This is a genomic window from Streptomyces lacrimifluminis, from assembly GCF_014646095.1.
Taxonomy (GTDB): Bacteria; Actinomycetota; Actinomycetes; order Streptomycetales; family Streptomycetaceae; genus Streptomyces; species Streptomyces lacrimifluminis.
In genome coordinates, this window is record NZ_BMMU01000012.1 from 228433 (window position 1) to 247165 (window position 18733).

Sequence of the window (18733 nt, forward strand, 5' to 3'; positions counted from 1 at the left end):
GGTTGGGTACGGATCGAGAGCGAGATCGACTGGCATGAGCGCGAGAAGATCCTCAAGGCGGCGTTCCCGCTCGACGTGCACGCGGACCGGTCGGCCGCAGAGATCCAGTTCGGCCACGTCTTCCGGCCGACGCACACCAACACCAGCTGGGACATGGCCCGGTTCGAGACCGCCTGCCATCGCTGGGTTCACCTCGCCGAACCGGACTATGGCGTGGCACTGCTCAACGACTCCATCTATGGGCATGACGTCACCCGTACGACCCGTCCGGACGGCGGGACGACAACGACCGTACGGCTCAGCCTCGTGCGCGCGCCGCGCAGTCCCGACCCCGAGGCCGACCAGGGGCGCCACCGGATGACCTACACGCTGCTGCCCGGCGCAGCCGTGGCCGGCGGCTATGCGCTGAACATGCCTCTCCGGGTCGCCACCGGCAGTTCCGACGCGCCCCCGGCACCGCTGGTGAGCATCGGGGGGAACACCGCGTCGATCGAGACGGTCAAGCTCGCCGACGACCGGTCCGGCGACGTGATCGTACGACGTACGAGTCGCTCAGCGGCCGGGCGGACACGCGCTTGCGGACCTCGTTCCCGGTGGCCGCCGCGACGGCCACGGACCTGCTCGAACGGCCACTGCCCGGCGAGCCCGTGCCGATCGACGCCGAGGGCCGGATCCCCGTCTCGCTGCGTCCCTTCCAGGTCATGACCCTGCGGCTGCGCAGAACCGGATGATCGACCGGTTACCCGCTCAATCGGGACAGGCATCCCAGGATTCCGGCCAATCTGATCGCCCTCTGGTGGTCGCGATCCGCCGATGCCATCCTTCTCCCGATCGTGGACGCCGGTGGGGCAGGGCGAGGGCGGTGGGTGATGGCAAGATCGCGGTACCGGGGTGTCGTTGCTGTCATGGTGGGGCTTTCGGTCCTGCTCACAGGGCTGGGCGCGGGTGGCCTGACCAGGCAGAGGGCTGCTGACGCGGCAGCACCGCCGCCCGTTTCGCCCACCAGCTCGGCCCCCACTCCGGCCGAGCGCACGGCCTTAACCCAGGCCCGCGCGTCCGGGAAGCGGGTCGAGGTGACGGCGAAGCGCACCGAGACGATGGAGGTCTACGCCGACCCCAAGGGCCACTTCACCGCAGTGCTGCACCCTGGCCCGGTCCGGGCGCGCCAAGACGGCAAGTGGGTGGCGATCGACACCACCCTGGTGCGGCGGCCGGACGGTTCGGTCGCCCCGCGTGCCGCGGCGGTGTCGCTGGCCTTCTCCAAGGGTGGTCAGGAGCCTTTGGTACGGCTCGGCCAGGGCGGGAAGCAGGTGGCGCTGGGCTGGCCGGACCCGTTGCCGGCACCGGTCCTCAAGGGCGACACCGCCACGTATCCGGAAGTGATGCCGGGCGTCGACCTCAAGCTCACCGCGGGGTCGGCGGGCTTCAGCGAGGTGCTGGTCGTCAAGACGCGCGCGGCCGCGAAGAACCCGGAGCTGCGCAAGGTGCGGTTCGGCGTGCAGACGAGCGGGCTCACCTTGAAGGCGGGCAAGGGCGGTGGCTCCGAGCTCGTCGACGCCAAGGGGAAGACCGTCTTTTCCTCGCCGGCTCCCGCGATGTGGGACGCGGCCTCGAACGAGGCGGTCGGCCGTTTCGAGATGGCCAAGAACGCGATCACCGTCATCCCGGACCGGAAACTGCTCACGGCCCCGGACACCAAGTTCCCGGTGTCGATCGACCCGGACTGGTGGGTCCCCTTCGGCGGCTGGGCCAAGGTCTTCTCGGGAAAGCTGGACTCCTCGTTCTGGCACGGCGGCGGGGACGTCGAGCCGCCCGGCAGATTCGGCGGGCAGAACCTCGGCAAGGTCGGCAAATGTTGGCTCGCCAGCGGTACGTGCAACGGCATCGGCGCGGCTCGTACGTTTGTGCAGTTCGACATCAGAGGCCTGCACGGCGCGCAGGTCGTGACCCCGAACGGGTTGTCCGGTGCGGAGTTCAACGCGCACGAGGTGTACGCCCCGGCCTGTGGCGGGGGCAGCAGGAGATTCGGGGTGAGCCTGGTCCATGCCAACCCGTTCGGCTCCGACCTCACCTGGCGTAACTCGCAGAAGGAATTTCCGGCTCCCATCGGCGGGACCCGCAGGGAGATGCACGGCTACGAGCCGGGCGGAGCATGCGGGCCGGCGAATATCGGCTGGGGCGTCGGCGACCAGGTGCGGTATTCCAACGGCCAGGGCGCGACCCACGTCGCGTTCGCGCTGATCGCCGAGGATGAGACCGAGGACTACAGCTGGAAGAAGTTCGACGCGTACTCGCTGCTGGTGCACTACAACTGGCCGCCCGACGTGCCGAAGAACTTCTCCTGGTCGGCGGGGAGCTTCTCGCGTCCGTGCAGCACGGATGTGAACAACCCGGACTATGCCAGCAACGCGTCCGGGCCGATCATCTTGCGGGCGACCGGCACCGACCGGGACGACGACAACCTGTGGATGCGGTTCGAGCGGTGGACCCGGCATGGATCCATGCACGAGCCGCCGAACGCCCCTGGGCCGCTGGTCAATGGTTCGGAGTTCACCGACGTCATCCCGCAGGGGACCTTCCAGCACGGGTTCCAGCTCTCATGGCGGGCACGGGCCGGCGACAACTGGGGTCCCAGCCTGTTCGGGCCGCAGACAGGCACCGGGATGTGCCAGCTCGACATCGACAACGAAAAGCCCGGGAGGCCGTCGGCCACGCCGCCCTCCGAGTCGACCGTGGGTGCGCCGGCCGAGTTCACGGTCAAGGCCAATGACCCCGATGTGGTCGAGTTCCGGTACGGCCTGGCACAGGGCGGCAGCCAATGCCGTACGACCCGCAGCGTGCCCGCGGAAGATCTGGGTGGTGAGGCCTCGTTCAAGGTGACGCCGATGAAGGCGGCGGACTGGGACATCTGGGTGACGGCCGTCGACCGGGCCGGCAATGTGAGCTCGGACTGCGAGCGCCATACGCTGAAGGTGGCGAAGGGCGCGAGCCCAGTGGCGCAGTGGGCGCTGGACGGTCGCTGGACCGATGCCGGCGTGACCGACCCGATGGGCGGTCACAACGGCACCGTGGCCCTCGGGCCCACACGCTGGACCAAGGGCCGGGCTGGGGACGCGCTGCACTTCACCGGCGCCAGCGACTCCTATGTCGCGCCCGGCGGTGGGCCCGCGGTGGCCACGAACGGGAGCTTCTCGGTGTCGGCATGGGTGAAGCTGGACCAGGCGAACGGTGTCACCCGTACCGCGGTCTCCCAGGTGGGCGACCGGATGTCCGCGTTCTCGCTGGGGTACATCGGCGAGGTCAACCGCTTCGGCTTCCGGATGGCGTCCAAGGCCACCGACGACGCCGAGCTGATCACCGTGACATCGCTCAAGGTCGCCCAAGTCGGCGTGTGGACCCATCTCGCGGGCGTCTACGACGTCCCCACCCAAACGATGACCCTGTACGTCAACGGTCTACGCCAATACAACGTCACCGCCGTGGTGACTACACCGTGGGAATCCAGCTCGGTCCAGATCGGCCGCGGTAAATGGCGGGGGACCTTCGGGGACAACTGGGCCGGCGACATCGACGAGGTGCAGATCTATGACCGGGCGCTCAGCGACCTGACCTTCCTCGATCCGGGGGAGGACACGCCGCGCAGCGAGGTCGATCGCCTGGCCGGGACGCCGGTCGAGGAGGCGTACTACCCGCTGGACGAAGGCTCGGGCGGCAGCGCGGGCGACGCCTCGGGGAACTACCGCACCGTCGGCCTGAGCAACGCGAGCTGGGTCACGGGCAAGGTCGGCGGCGGGGCGGTGCGGTTCGCGGACGGGACCGGTGCCGGGCTGACCGCCCAGCCGGTGGTGGCGCGCACCGACACCAGCTTCACGGTCGCCGCGCGGGTCAGACCCGATGTGCTGGACGACACGGCGCGCACCGTGGTGAGCCAGGACGGCGGCCAGCACAGCGGGTTCTTCCTCCAGCGCCGCAAGGTCGGCAGCGACCACAAGTGGTCCTTCCACCTGGTCACCGCACCGGACCAGACCAACCCGACCCCGCTGTCGGTGGACGCTGCCGGGTCCGGGACGGTGCCGGTCCAGGGGGAGTGGGTGGCGATCGCCGCCGTTCATGACGCGCAGACGGGCGAGATCCGCATCTACGTCAACGGGCACTTGGCCGGGACCAAGGCGGTCGGCACGCAGAACTCGAACGTGACGGGCCCGCTGGTCATCGGCCGGGGGAGGTGGAACGGCCAGCCGGCGGGGAACTGGATGGGATCGATCGACGAGGTCCACGTCTATAACGGCGTGCTGGCGGACCGGGAGATCGCCGAGCTCAGCGCCCAGACGGAGCCGCAGCCCCCGTCGGCCTTCGCGGGCGCCTTCGGGCAGTTCGCCGGGCATGACGGCAGGCGCTACACCGGCCCTGGTCCGGTGCCGCCGGGGTACTACTTCGAGGGCACGCGCGGGTTCAGCGCACCGGAGGGCGCGCCGGACACCCGGCCGGTCTACTCCTGCCGCTATGGCGGAGGGTTCTTCCTCGACCACGCGGCCAACTGCGCAGGATATGAGGTTCTCGGCACCGCAGGGCGGGTTTACATAAACCCGCCCGAGGGCGTTCCCACATTGCCGGTCTACCGGTGCGTGGTGATTGCAAGCGGGGACCACTACCTGTCCCATAGCGACGCCTGTGAGAGCACGCCGGACAAGGTGCGTACCGAGTTCCTTTTCGGATACGTACGAACGCTCACGCCGCTCATCCGCTATCGCGGGCCGGACGGGGAGCGCTGGACCAGCGCGCACGCGCAATTCCTGCCATCCGGCTATAAGACCGAGAAGGTGCTGGGCTACGTGTCGCTACGGAGCATCGAAGGCGGCCCACCGCAGCTGAAGCTGTGTGAGGACAGCCGCTCCGACGTGTTCGACGAGTTCGTGTCCACGGACGTCGCATGCGAAGGCCAGAACGACATGGGTGCCTGGCCCAGCGGCCACCTGTGGTCTGAGCCACCCGACGGCATGGAGAGCCAACAGCTGTACGCATGCCGCAGCGAGGGCGCCGAGTGGTTCGAGTCCCTCGACCCGTTCTGCGAGGGGAGCGCCGACTTCGGCCGCCCGCTCGGCTACGTGATCACCCGCCCCTGACGGACCTGAGGAAGTCGCCATGATCATGCGTCGTTTCATAGCTTCGGGTACCGCAGTGACCCTGGTGGTCGGGCTGGTCGCGGGCATCCAGTCGCCTGCGGGCGCGGACGAGAGCTGGCCGCCGATCAAGCCGGACCGCGCGCACCTGGTGGACACCGCCAAGGTGCCCGTCAAGGCACCGCCGCCCGACAAGGTGGCCGAGGCCGTGGCCAAGTGGAAGCCGGCTGCGTCGTGGCCCGCCGCGTGGAAGGCGGAGGTGACGCCACCGGCGGCGGCGACCCAATTCGGGGCGCGGCGGGTCCGGGCCAAGGCGCTACCGGTATGGGTCGGTGCCGCCAGCGGATCGGTCTTGCTGGGCGGTGCCGGGAAGTCGGCCACACCACCCACGGTCCAGGTGGAGATGATCGATCACCCAAGCGCGAAGAGGCGGAGCGTCGACGGGCTCATGCTGAAGCTGAGCCGTACCGACGGGAAGACCGAACCCGGCAAGGTGTCCCTGACCGTCGACTACTCGTCCTTCCGGCACGCCTATGGCGGTGACTGGGCGGCCCGGCTGCGCCTGGTCGAGGTCCCCAACAACGGGTCGGCGGGGAAGGTCCTGACGACGACCAACGACGTCGAGGCCGGGACGGCGACCGCGGACGTGACGGTGGCCAGGGCGGGTTCGACCTTCGCGCTCACCGCCGCCCCGAACGGGGAGACGGGCGACTACAAGGCGACGTCGCTGTCGCCCTCGGGTTCGTGGGCGGTGTCGACGCAGTCCGGCGACTTCACCTACTCGTATCCGCTGAAGGTGCCCGCCGCCCCCGGCGGCCTGGAGCCGGACCTGTCGCTGTCGTACTCCTCCGGGTCCGTGGACGGCCAGACGGCCGCGACGAACAACCAGGCCTCGGCGATGGGCCTGGGCTGGGACATGTGGCCGGGCTCGATCGAGCGCTCCTACATGGGCTGCGCCGACGACATCACCGACCCGCTCAAGAAGACCGGGGACCTGTGCTGGGAGACCGACAACGCGTCGCTGAGCCTTGACGGGCGCTCCTCGCGGCTCGTGTACGCAGGCGGCAACAGGTGGCGGCCGGAGAAGGACGACGGGAGCCGGATCGAGCGGCTGACCGGGGTGGACAACGGCGACAAGGGCGGCAGCGAGGGAGTCGGCGAGCACTGGAAGCTCACCACGACCGATGGCACCCAGTATTTCTTCGGCCAGACCAAGACGTCGGCGTGGGCGGTGCCGGTGTTCGGCAACGAGGACGGCGAGCCGTGTAAGCAGGCCACGTTCGACGCGTCGTGGTGCGACCAGGCCTACCGGTGGAACCTGGACAAGGTCATCGACACCCACGGCAACACGATCACGTACTCGTACACGCCGGAGACGAACAACTACGGTCGCAACCTCAGCGGGGCGAAGACGACCCGGTACGTCCGCGGCGGGATCCTGGACCGCATCGAGTACGGCGGAAGAAACGGGGAGCATCCGGCCGCCCAGGTGGTCCTGGACCACGCCGAGCGCGGCGGCCCGGACGTTCCGTCCGACCAGGCGTGCGCAGACGGGCAGAACTGCGGGACGAAGTTCTCCCCGACGTTCTGGTCGACCAAGCGGCTTTCCACCATCACCACGCAGGTGTGGAACGGCAGCGCCTACAAGGACGTCGACCGGTGGACGTTCGAGCACAGCTACCCGCCCAACACCGACAACACCACGCCGTCGCTGTGGCTGCACGGCATCACCCACACCGGGCTCGCGTCCGGGGACAACATCGTCGGCCAGGCCATCGAGCTGCCGAAGGTCACCTTCAGCGGGACTCAGCTGCCGAACCGGCTGAACTCCGACACCGACGGCCTGCTGCCGATGAACAAGTGGCGGATCAACCAGATCAACAACGAGTCCGGCGGCACCGTCTCGGTCTACTACGACGGCACCGACTGCTCGCCGACCTCGCCCCCGGCCGCGCAGGGCAACACCAAGCGCTGCTTCCCCGCGATCTGGACACCGGACGGCGACATCCAGCGCAACGACTGGATGAACAAGTACCGCGTCCAGTCGGTCGCGCTCCAGGACCGGGTCGGCGGGCAGCAGACCGAGACGACCAGCTACGAGTACGTCGGCGGTACCGCCTGGAAGTACGACGACAACCCGCTGGTCCCGGCCGCGCGCCGGACGTGGAGCCAATACCGCGGCTACGAGAAGGTGCGCGTCCTGAGCGGAGACCCGACGAAGGTCACGCAGTCGTCGACGCTGCACCAGTACTTCCGCGGAATGGGCGGCGACCCGATCACCGACTCCCAGGGTGCGACCTGGCCCGACGATGACCAGCTGTCCGGCTTCCAGCGCGAGCAGATCACCTACGAGGGGGCTGGGGGGCCGGTGGTCTCCAGCGTGATCAACGATCCGTTGAAGCGCGATCCGACGGCCATCCACGGCACGCTGAAGTCCCATGTCGTCGAGGTCGAGAAGACGACCACCCGGACGACCCTGAAGCCCGGAGGCCTGCGCACCACCGAGGTCACCACCAAGTACAACGCCGAGGGCCTGCCTGTCGAGGTGAACGACCTCGGCGATGTCGACGTGGCGACCGACAATCGGTGCGTCACCACCCGCTACGCCCGCAACGAGACGTCGTGGCAGCTCGAGCTGGTGTCGGAGGAGTGGACCGACGCCGTCGCCTGCGGCACCACGCCTTCGTACCCCCGCGACGCCGTTTCCCATAACCGTACGTACTATGACGGCGGCGCCCTCGGAGCGGCACCGACGGCCGGTGACGCGACGAAGGTCGAGGAGCTCAAGGCGTACGTCGACGGCGAGGCCACTTACATCCCCAAGACCAGGTCCACCTTCGACGGCTACGGCCGGGTTCTGGAAGCCGTCGACCCGCTGAACCGCAAGACCACCACCAGCTACTCGCCGCAGACCGGTCTGCCGACGTCCACGACGGCGACCAACCCGATGGACGTGGCCAACCTGTCGGACGACCATGTCACGACGACCACGCTCGACCCTGTGCTGGGCCGGCCGGTGAAGGTCGCCGATCCCAATGGCCGGCGCACGGATCTGACGTACGACGCGCTGGGCCGGCTGGTGGGAGTGTGGAAGCCCGGCCGCAGCAAGGACAGCGGCGACAGCCCGAACACCCGCTACGCCTACGGAGTCCGCCCCGACGGGCCGAGCTGGGTGTCCACGGAGGTCCTCAAGCCGAACGGCAACACCCAGACGGGCTACGAGTTGTTCGACGGCTTCCTGCGCTCTCGCCAGAAGCAGGCGGTGGGACCCGGGCCAGCCGGTCAGGGGCCGTTGCGAGTGCTCACCGACACGCTGTACGACTCCCGCGGGCTGGCTGTCCAGGCCAACGGACCCTACGCCGACACCGGAACACCTGGCACCACGCTCGCAGGCGTTGATGACACCAAGGTGCCCGCTATGACCCGTACGACCTTCGACGGGGCAGAGCGACCCACCGTGACGGCCGTGCACTCCCTCGGCACCGAGCTCCACAAGACGACGACGGCGTACTTCGGCGACCGCACCGAGACGACTCCGCCTGAGGGCGGCACGCCGGTCACCACCTACACCGATGCCAGAGGCCAGCTCAGCGAGCAGCGCCAGTTCTATGCCGCGGCCACTCCGACCGGCGACCACAACAAGACCCGCTACACCTACACCAACACTGGCGAGATCGAAACGATCACGGATGCCGCGGGCAGCACGTGGCGCTACACCTATGACCTGCTCGGCCGGCAGGTGGGCATCTCCGACCCGGACAAGGGCCAGAGCACCAAGACCTACGATGACGCCGGGCAGCTCACCTCGACGAAGGACGCACGTGGCAAAACCCTCGGCTACCGGCACGACGCTCTCGGCCGCAAGATCGAGGAACGCCTTGAGACGGCCAACGGCCCGAAGGTGCTGGCGAACTGGACATACGACACCCTCTTCAAGGGACAGCTCACCTCGTCGACTCGCTATGTCGGCACCGAGAAATACACAACGGCGATCACCGGATATGACGCCGCCTACCGACCCACCGGCAAGACGCTCACCTTGCCCTCCAGCCTGTCCCCGCTGAACATCAGCCTTACCACCAAGTCGACGTACAAGGTCGACGGCAGCCCGGCTACTGTCACCCTGCCCGCATTGCCCGGTGTCGCAGAGGAGACCCTCACCTACGGCTACGACAGCCTTGGCCTTCCCTTCGAGATGAAGGCCAACAGCGGCTTCAAGTACGTGTACGACACCGCCTACTCGGAATTCGGCGAACTGTCCCAGATCCAGTTCGGTGACCTACCGGCATCAGGCCAGACAGCCCAGCAGGTCGCACAGACCTTCTACTACAAGCAGGGCACCCGGTGGCTCGACCGGGCTGTCGTCCAGCGTCAGGGCGGCCAGCCGGGCAGCGTGCAGGATCTGAACTACAGCTACGACAAGGCGGGCAACGTCACCTCGGTCGCCGACCGGCCGGAGATCGGCACCGCCGACGTGCAGTGCTTCACCTACGACGGGCTCCGGCGCCTCAGCGACGCCTGGACCACCACCGCCGCCACCTGTGGCTCGCCGGGCAACAGCGGCGGCGGACCGGCGCCGTACTGGACGAGCTACACCTACGACGCCGTCGGCAACCGGCTCTCCGCGACCCAGCACGGCGTTGGCTCGGGAGCCGCCGCGACGGCCACCACCAGCCGCTACAACTACCCGGACGACGACGAGGAACAGCCCAACACGGTTTCCTCGATCACCGCAGGCGGGACCGCGGTGACCGCCGCGGGCGCCTACGACTACGACGAGACCGGCAACATGACCACCCGGCCCGGGCCATCGGGGACCCAGACCCTGACCTGGAGCCCGCAAGGCAAGCTCGAGACCATTACCTCGGGCTCGGTCACGACCACGAACAGCTACGACGCCGATCAGGGCCTGATCGCCAGCACGGACACCGGCGCCACCACCGTCTATTTCGGCGGCGACGAGATCCGCTACGACAAGACCACCCGCCGATCCGCCAGCACCCGCCACTACACTTTCTCGGGTCGCACGATCGCCGTCCGCGATGCCGGCGGGCTCAAGTGGCTCAGCCCCGACCACCACGGCACGGACGGGGTCATCGTCAACGCCGCCGACTCCGCGACGGCCCTGCGCCGCAGCGACCCCTTCGGCAACCCTCGCGGCACCCAGCCCGCCTGGACGGGCTCCCGCGGCTTCGTCGGCGGCACCGAACTGCCCTCGGGCCTCACCCAGCTCGGCGTCCGCCAATACGACCCGAACCTCGGCCGCTTCCTCTCCGTCGACCCCGTTCTGGATCCCAAGGATCCGCAGCAGCTCAACGCGTACGCCTACGCCATCAACAACCCCACCACCATGACCGACCCGGATGGTCTGAAGTACTTCATCGATCTCGATGGCAGCGATGCCGCACCGAGCCGTTCGGCCGCCAAGACCATGGGCTACTACAACTGGAAGATGGCCATCTACAAGGCCTCGATGAGGGTATGGAAACGACGGTGCCCGCCTTTCGGCAGCTTTGGCTGTATTCTCAACAAGCCCAGGAAGCCGAACCTCTTTGATCCGAGGGACATCAACCCGCGCTACGTCAAGCCCAAGGCGAAGCCCACGTCCAAGCCAGAGTCCAAGTCCAAGCCCGCCGAGCCCGTACAATTCGATCGGCCTATCGTCACGGAGGATTTGAACAACTCCGACGCCAAGGGCTCGACGTCCATCTGTCCATCGGTGGCGATTGCCGCCGGTTACGGTGCCGGGGCCAACGCCTGCCTCTCGATGGACTCCAACGGCTTCACCTTCAACGCCGGTGTGAAGCAATTCGGCACGGAAGGCGCCTTCGCCGCCGCGGACATCGGTCTCATGTACAACAGTGGCTCCGCGGACCAGATCAACGGTGGAAGCGGCACATACGCCCAGGCGTCCCTCGGCGGCCACCTCGGCGGCGGGGGCACCCTGGCGGCAGGTGTGGAGCGCAGCTTCGACGGCGAGCTCGCCTCGTACGCACAGGCTTCCCTAGGTATTGGTCTCGGTGCCGCGGTGGGAGAAGCCGGCGTGACACACGGCGTGAACTCCGGCTATTTCAAGTGGCCGTGGGTCGACCACGTCAACGTCCGCGTCGTCGACCTCCCCTATCGGAACCCGCTCGCCCCGAAGACTTCGGGCTGGGATCGATTCTCGTAGCCGAGCCGCCGTCAGCGGGTCTTGCGGTAGAGGACGGCGTGGGAGATGCCGAAGACGGGGCGGATGGAGGCGGCGATCGTGCCGTGGTCGTTGATGTCGACGACCTCGCCTTCGGTGGTGATGCCCTTGGCGGCGAGGTCGGTCCAGCGGCCTCGCTGCCACAGGGCCGGGTGGACCTGGCCGTTGGCGAGCTGTGACTCGGCCAGGATCTGGTTCCTGTCGTTGATCGCCACGAGCCGGGTGGTCGAGCCGCTCAGGGTGCCCAGGTCGGTCAGTTTGCGCTTGCGCCAGAGCGTGCCGCGTTCGGAGCGGTCGGCGGAGAGCGTCCAGCCGATGGTCCAGCCCCGGTTGTTGATGCCGTAGGTGTTGCTGCGGTCGAACGCACGGGCGCTCAGGTCGGTGACCTTGCCCTTGTGCCACCGGGAGGCGTGGAACCCGGTGGCGCCGTGCAGCCTGCCGCCGGAGACCTGGCCGCGGTTGTTGATGCCCGAGGCGTCGTCCAGCGGGAGCTTGCGCATGCGTCCTTGGACCACAGGAAGGCCTTCCTGCCGCCGGCCTTGGTCGTGCTCAAGCCGACGACCTGGCCCTTGTCGTTCATGGCGGTGGGGAAGCTGGACGGGCCGCCCAGCGTGCGGAGGTTGATCAGCTTGCCGGCCCGCCAGAGGTAGGCGGTGTTCTCGCCGTCGACCCTGCCGACCATATGGCCCTTGTTGTTGATGTCGAGCGGGTGGAACGCGCCGAGATCCTTCATCTTGCCGCGGCGCCAGACGAAGCCGTGGAAGCCGCCGTCGGCGACTGCGCTGCTGCCCACCACCTCGCCGCGATCGTTCATCGCGGTGGCTAATACTCCAGCAGGATTTCGTAGCTTGACCTGGGGAAACGTCGAGCGGTGGGAGTGTAGCGGGCGGGAAGTCGTCACGGACGGCTTCTGCCCACACGCCCCTCGAAGGAGTGCCCACGACGGCAAGGTCGCCCCGGGCCTGGGAAGCCTCGGGTCGTGATCACCGAACAGGCAGCCGAGACCTGGGACCGCGACCTGGACCACCTCTTCACCACCATCGGGCACCACTTCGGCCGCGTCGAACCACGCCGCCGCATGCGGGACTACGTGCGCGCACTGCTCGCCCCAGTGGCCCGCAAGAACAGCTGGGTGCGCCACGAGGCGCTGTGTGACCGAGTGGAGGTGTGAGACCTCTGCCGCCGGGCCGTCGCAGCGGCCGGGTAGAAGCTGAGGGCAGTCTGAGCCGGGGAACGCCGGTGAGGATGGAAAGCAGCCCTGACAACGCCGGGACGGCGCGGTACTGCCAGACGCGTCGGGTTCGGCAAGCAAGGCCAGAAGGCGTACGAAGAGGAATCCGTGTAAAGCCCCGTAAGTCTTGCACCGGGCTCAAATCTGGCGGATATGGGCCCGGGGTGCAGTGCGTGACCGCTCGCTTCGACAGGGGTGGTCAACTCCGAAGCCGGTCTCCAACTGCCGGTGGGGAGGCCACGCTGAAGGTCTGCGGCGTAGGCGTGGTGATGCTGCCGGGGTAGTAGCGGGACGCCGACCTGGCCGATCGGCACATGGTGAACGTGGGAACCGCCTGCGGTCGCCCCCGCTTTCTGGGCATCCGGTCCGGAGATCGAGGGCAGGCCCGTTGCCGGCTGAGGGCCGCAGGTGGGGCGGAGGCCCCGTAGTAGTCCGAGCGGAGGAAAGCTCCGTGCATGGCGAAGGGGGCCAGCAAGTCGGCAGGGAGGATGCTGCAATGCCGGGAGGCCGCTGGTGAATACCGACGCGCTGGAGTTCGCGCTGCTCAAGGCCGAGCGCCGGGTACTGGAGATGCAGACCAAGCTGCACTGTTGGGCGACCGACGATCGTGATCGCCGGTTTGATGACCTGTTCAATCTCGTTGTCGATCCCGCGTTCTTGCTCATCGCGTGGGATCGGGTGAGGAGAAACAGGGGCGCCCGCTCGGCCGGAGTGGACGGGCAGACCGCTCGCTCCGTAGAGGACGGGCAAGGGGTTGAGGTCTTCCTCAACGAGGTGCGGTCCGATCTGAAGGACCGTGGTTTCCGCCCGCTTCCCGTGCGGGAACGGATGATCCCCAAGCCGGGGACGGCCAAGCGCCGTCGGCTGGGGATCCCCACCGTGCGGGACCGGGTGGTCCAGGCATCCCTGAAGCTGGTGCTGGAGCCGATGCCCCAGACGCCGGGCTCATGACGCGCTCGCCGAGGCACACCACTTCGCCAAGAGCTCTTATGAGTGGATGGTGGAGGGGGATATCGAGGCGTGTTTCGACTCGATCGACCACACGGCTCTGATGGGCCGGGTGCGCCGCCGAGTCGGGGACCGGCGCGTTCTTGACCTGGTGAAGGCGTTCTTGAAGGCGGGCATCCTCAGCGAGGGCGGCCAGTCCAGGGACACCGACACCGGCACTCCGCAGGGCGGGATCCTCTCGCCGCTGCTGGCCAACATCGCCCTGTCTGTTCTCGATAAGTTCATCGCGGCCAGTCCGGGCGGGCCGAACTTCACGCAGGGCCAGCGGGCCCGGCGACGTCGCCAGAACCTCGCCAACTACCGGCTCTTCCGGTATGCGGACGATTTTCTGATCGCCGTGACCGGGACCCGTGAGCAGGCTGAGGACATACGCACCCAGGCGGCGGAAGTACTCGCACCGATGGGACTGCGTCTGTCGGTGGAGAAGACAGCCATCACCCATATCGACGAGGGGCTGGACTTCCTGGGGTGGCGCCTCCAGCGTCACCGCAAACGCGGGACCCAGAAGCACTACGTCTACCTCTACCCCTCCAAGAAGGCCCTCCAAGCCGTCAAGGAGAAGGTCAAGACGCTGTGCCGACAGGACACGAACCTGCCGCTGGCAGTCGTGCTGCACCAGCTCAACCCGGTGCTGCGGGGCTGGACGGCGTACTTCCGGCACGGGGTGTCGTCCGCGACCTTCCAATACCTGTCGGCCTTCACCTGGCGCCAGGTCTTCGGATGGCTGCGGCGCAAACACCGCCGGTCCAACTGGAAGAACCTGCGCCGCCGCTACAGCGCGGGCCGATGGTGGCCCGCCGACGACGAGGTGACCTTGTTCAAGTGCGCGAAGGTGCGGACCCACCGCTACCTCTACCGCGGCAACAAGATCCCCTCGCCCTGGCCCAACGGGACCACGACGGCAGCGGCCGTCTGAGAGGACTTGTGGAGAGCCGGATGCCTGGAAATCGGGCACGTCCGGTTCGGGAGGCGGGCCGGGGAAACCCACCGACGGCAACGACGGCAGGGCGCCCCGGTCCGACCTCACCAACTTGCCGAACACGCCGGCCACGCCACCCCGGACGGACTGCAGCACCTGCTCTCCCGAGCCCGCTGGAACCCCGACGACATCCGCGACGACCTGCAGACCTACATCGCCGAACACCTCGGCCGCCCCGACGGGGTACTGATCATCGACGACACTGGGTTCCTGAAGAAGGGCACTACCTCCGCCGGAGTCCAACGGCAGTACTCCGGAACCGCCGGGGCCCGTATTTCAATAAGTGCTCGGGAGAGGGGCGTTGGTGGGAGTCTGAGACATGACCCCGTGTCTGTCAGGCCGCGTTGCCGCTGGTGCTCTGCGGACCAAGTTCGATCAGATCCTGCCGCACTTCGATGAGCGCCGCCGTCGGTTGTACCTGGCCAGTGAGGCGACGGCCCTCGGCCGTGGCGGGATCGTCCGGGTCGCCGCCGCCTCCGGCACCAGCACTGCAACCATCGCGCGAGGTATGGCCGAGTTAGCCGGTTGCTCCTCACCGACCCTGCGGGTCCGGGCTCCAGGTGCGGGCCGCAAGCGGCTGACAGACACCGATCCTGGCCTGCTGCCCGCGCTGGAGTCGCTGATCGAGCCGCACACCAGAGGCGACCCCGTCTCCCCGTTGCGGTGGACCACGCTGTCGTTACGGGCCCTGGCCTCGACCCTCATCGCACAGGGCCACCCGGTCAGCGCTTCAACCGTCGGACACCTGCTGCACACCCTGGGCTACAGCCTGCAGGGAACCGCGAAGACAACAGAGGGCATCAGCCATCCGGACCGCGATGCCCAGTTCACCCACCTGAATGCCACCGCCGCCGCGTTCCTCAACGACGCCCAGCCGGTGATCAGCGTCGACACCAAGGCCAAGGAATGGCTCGGCAACCGAGACCGGCCCGGTCGAACATGGCGTCCGGGCAAGAACGCGATCAAGGTGGACTGCCACACGTTCACCACCAACGAGCAGCCCATGGCGATCCCCTACGGGATCTACGACATTGCCAACAACAGCGGATGGGTCAACGTCGGCACCGACCACGACACTGCCGAGTTCGCGGTGGAGTCCATCCGACGCTGGTGGCAGCACCACGGACGGGCGGACCACCCGAATGCCGGCAGGCTCCTGATCACCGCCGACTCCGGCGGCTCCAACGACCCCCGCCGCTGGACCTGGAAAAGCAACCTTGCCGCCTTCGCACGAGAGAGCGGCCTAGAGATCACGGTCTGTCACCTACCGCCGGGGACTTCGAAGTGGAACAAGATAGAGGTGCGCCACGAGGCGCCACTGTTACCGGGCAGAGGTGAAAGACCTCTGCCGCCGGACTGTCGCAGCAGTCCGGTGAAGCTGAGGGCAGCCGATCCGTGGAGACGCACGGGGAGGTAGGAGCAGCCCTGACAACGACGGAGCGCGTCGGTACTTCCAGACGGCGCGGGTCCGGCAAGCAAGACGAGACGCCGTACGAGAGGAACCAGTGCCTGACGTCCCGTAAGTGTTCCACCGGCTCCAATCTGGAGGATATGGGCCGGGTGCAGCGCACGCCGCCTGTCGGGCGGCGACTTCGAAGCCGGTCTCTCTATGCCGGTGAGGAGGCCACGTTGAATGCCTGCGGCGTAGGCGTGGCGATGCTGTCGGGGTAGAGCTGGGCGGCTCGCTCGTCGACCGGAAAGTGGTGAACGTGGGAAGCGTGCTGGAACCGCCTTTCCCGGCTGATATCCAGTCAGCCGGTGGGCAGGCCCGTTGTCGGCTGATGGCTCCCGTACGTGGCGGAGGCCCCGTAGTAGTCCGAGCGCGTTAATGGCGCGCACATGGCGAAGGGGGCCAGCAAGTCAGTGGCCGAAGTGCTGGAAGACCAGGAGGTTTTCGCCGGTGAATACCGACGAACTTGAGGCCGTCACGTATGTGGCGGAGCGACGGGTACTGGAGATCCAGACCAAGCTGCACCGTTGGGCCCGTGATGATCCTCATCGCAGGTTCGATGACCTGTTCAACCTCTGTACCGATCCCGCGTTCCTGCTGGTCGCGTGGGATCGGGTGCGGGGTAACAAAGGTGCGAAAACCGCCGGGGTGGATGGCCGCACCGCGGCGTTCATCGCGGAGCGGACGGGCGTCGGGGAGTTCCTCGGCGGACTGCGGGAGAGCATCAAGGACCGTAGTTTCCGTCCGCTGCCGGTGCGGGAGCGGATGATCCCCAAGGCGGGCGGCAAGTTGCGCCGACTGGGGATCGCCACGATCGCGGACCGGGTGGTGCAGGCATCCTTGAAGCTGGTGCTGGAGCCGATTTTCGAGGCGGATTTCCTGCCGTGTTCCTACGGGTTCCGTCCGAACCGCCGGGCTCATGACGCGGTGGCCGAGGTGCGGTTCTTCACGTCCAAGTCGTATGAGTGGATCGTGGAGGGCGATATCAAAGCCTGCTTCGACGAGATTTCACACTCCGCTCTGATAGACCGGGTGCGCAAGCGCGTCGGAGACAAACGTGTCCTGACCTTGGTGAAGGCGTTCTTGAAGTCGGGAATCCTCGGTGAGGACCGGGTACTTCGAGAGACCACCGCCGGTACCCCACAGGGTTCGATTCTCTCGCCGTTGATGAGCAACGTGGCGCTGTCGGTCCTGGACGAGCACATCGCCCAGTCTCCGGGAGGCCCGAGGTCTACGCCTTGGGCGCGGACCAAGCGGCTTCGTCAAGGTCTCCCCAACTACCGGCTTGCCCGGTACGCGGACGACTGGTGCCTAATGATCAAGGGCACCAAGGACGACGCCGAAGCTCTGCGCGAGGAGATCGCGGAGGTGTTGTCCACGATGGGCTTGCGCCTGTCCGTGGAGAAGACCCTGATCACCCACATCGACGAGGGACTGGACTTCCTCGGGTGGCGCATCCAGCGCCACCGCCAGCGCGGATCCAGTCGCAGCTACGTCTACACCTACCCCTCGCGCAAGGCCCTGACGGCCGCGATGGGCAAGGTCAAGGCGGTACGCCGCAGAACGGCCACCGGCCTGCCACTGGACGAACTGCTCATCCAGATCAACCGGATGCTGTTCGGCTGGTGCATGTACTTCCGCCCCGGGGTGTCCAGCGCAACCTTCCAGTACCTGAGCTCGTACACGTGGAGCCAGGTCATGAAGTGGCTGCGTCGCAAACACCTCCGGATCAACAGGAAGGATCTCCGCCGTCTTTACTGCGGCGGCGGATGGTGGCCAGCAGGGGAGGAACGGACACTGTTCGATCCCGGCAAGGTACGCACGACGCGCTACCGATACCGGGGAACGGTCATACCTTCCCCCTGGCCGACCACCAGATGAAGATCAACAGGGGCAGTGAGACGGGACTTGTGGAGCGCCCGGTGCCATGAGAGTGGCACGCCGGGTGCGGGAAGAGGCCCGAAGAAACGGCTCGCTCGAAAGACGAGACCGCGCTTCGGGCCTACTTCACCACCGGATGTTCTGTCACATCACCGCGAACTGGCGGGGACGGCCGCTGACCAGCTACCAGGTCGTCCTTGAGACCATCGCCGCCACGACAACCAAGACCGGCCTGACCGTCGGGGCCGAACTGGACACAGGCAGCTACGACCTCGGCATCAGCGTCACATCCGCCTAGTTTCACGCCCTTCCGATCACACCCAACACCTTCCACGGTGACTGGAACTACACACTGTCTCCCGTTCCACCGCGAGCGCCAGACGCGCCGGCCACGACACACCGGACCGACCCGGCCCTGACCGCGATGCTCACGGATCCGGCCCTGACCGGCATGTCCCGAACCGCCTTCGAGTATTTGGTGGCGGTCTCGGAGCCTTTCTGGGACGCCTTGGCCGAGGCAGCATTCCAGCGACGCTTCCACCGCCCGCGCAGCTATTGCCACCCCCAGACCAGCAGCGTGGACCACACCCACCGGCTCCTGGCAGCCATCCTGCGCCGCCGCAGAGCGGTGACCATGACGTTCCTGGCCCAACTACTCGGCGTCAAGCGCACCAACCTGTCCATCCGGTACCAGGACGCAAAACGGCTCCTGGACCTGCACCGGATCCTCGTTACGCCGATACCCGGATCGCCCGCCCGCACGTTGGAACAGCTGCACGCCCGAACAACCCTCGCGGAAACCGTCGCTGACAGTGAGCCGTTTCAGAGTGGCCACTGATCGGGTGACGCCGATGGTGTGCGCAACGCACGAGGC

At 67.5% G+C, this 18733-nt stretch carries 7 protein-coding genes and 4 pseudogenes; 10 read left to right on the plus strand and 1 reads right to left on the minus strand.

Translation table 11 applies throughout. The features are described 5' to 3' along the window. Window positions 1-6: 6 nt before the first annotated feature. The 3 genes and pseudogenes from IEY89_RS20110 to IEY89_RS20120 form a co-directional block, all read left to right on the plus strand. A pseudogene (locus IEY89_RS20110) lies at window positions 7-731 on the plus strand (glycoside hydrolase family 38 C-terminal domain-containing protein); the annotation flags it as partial. A 174-nt stretch (window positions 732-905) separates the two neighbouring features. Beyond that, the gene (locus IEY89_RS20115) at window positions 906-5123 is read left to right on the plus strand and encodes a LamG domain-containing protein (RefSeq protein WP_189148823.1); all 4218 of its coding nucleotides are present in this window, start codon (window positions 906-908) and stop codon (window positions 5121-5123) included. Window positions 5124-5142: 19 nt separating this feature from the next. Then, on the plus strand, window positions 5143-11292 hold the full coding sequence (locus IEY89_RS20120) for an RHS repeat-associated core domain-containing protein (protein WP_189148824.1): 6150 nt from the start codon (window positions 5143-5145) through the stop codon (window positions 11290-11292). A gap of 391 nt (window positions 11293-11683) precedes the next feature. On the opposite strand, the gene IEY89_RS40740 is transcribed toward IEY89_RS20120, so the two are convergent. Further along, window positions 11684-12124 (minus strand): hypothetical protein, encoded by a 441-nt coding sequence (locus IEY89_RS40740; RefSeq protein ID WP_229695319.1) that lies wholly within the window; start codon window positions 12122-12124, stop codon window positions 11684-11686. A 204-nt stretch (window positions 12125-12328) separates the two neighbouring features. Between IEY89_RS40740 and IEY89_RS42225 the strand changes: the two are divergent. The 7 genes and pseudogenes from IEY89_RS42225 to IEY89_RS20160 all read left to right on the plus strand — a co-directional run. Next, window positions 12329-12442 (plus strand): annotated as a pseudogene (locus tag IEY89_RS42225) (IS701 family transposase); the annotation flags it as partial. 612 nt (window positions 12443-13054) lie between these two features. Beyond that, window positions 13055-13492: a reverse transcriptase family protein gene (locus tag IEY89_RS40745; RefSeq protein WP_229695320.1), complete on the plus strand. Its 438-nt coding sequence runs from the start codon at window positions 13055-13057 to the stop codon at window positions 13490-13492. 46 nt (window positions 13493-13538) lie between these two features. After that, on the plus strand, window positions 13539-14465 hold the full coding sequence (locus IEY89_RS20140) for a reverse transcriptase domain-containing protein (protein ID WP_229695321.1): 927 nt from the start codon (window positions 13539-13541) through the stop codon (window positions 14463-14465). A gap of 6 nt (window positions 14466-14471) precedes the next feature. Then, complete coding sequence (locus IEY89_RS40750) at window positions 14472-14927, plus strand: transposase (RefSeq protein ID WP_373287263.1); 456 nt, start codon at window positions 14472-14474, stop codon at window positions 14925-14927. Then, a pseudogene (locus tag IEY89_RS20150) lies at window positions 14848-15876 on the plus strand (ISAzo13 family transposase); the annotation flags it as partial. The gene IEY89_RS40750 and the pseudogene IEY89_RS20150, both read left to right, overlap by 80 nt. 552 nt (window positions 15877-16428) lie before the next feature. Further along, window positions 16429-17859 carry a group II intron reverse transcriptase/maturase gene (ltrA, locus tag IEY89_RS20155; RefSeq protein WP_189148827.1) on the plus strand — a complete coding sequence of 477 codons (1431 nt, stop codon included), beginning with the start codon at window positions 16429-16431 and terminating at the stop codon, window positions 17857-17859. A 124-nt stretch (window positions 17860-17983) separates the two neighbouring features. Further along, a pseudogene (locus tag IEY89_RS20160) lies at window positions 17984-18733 on the plus strand (ISAzo13-like element transposase-related protein); the annotation flags it as partial.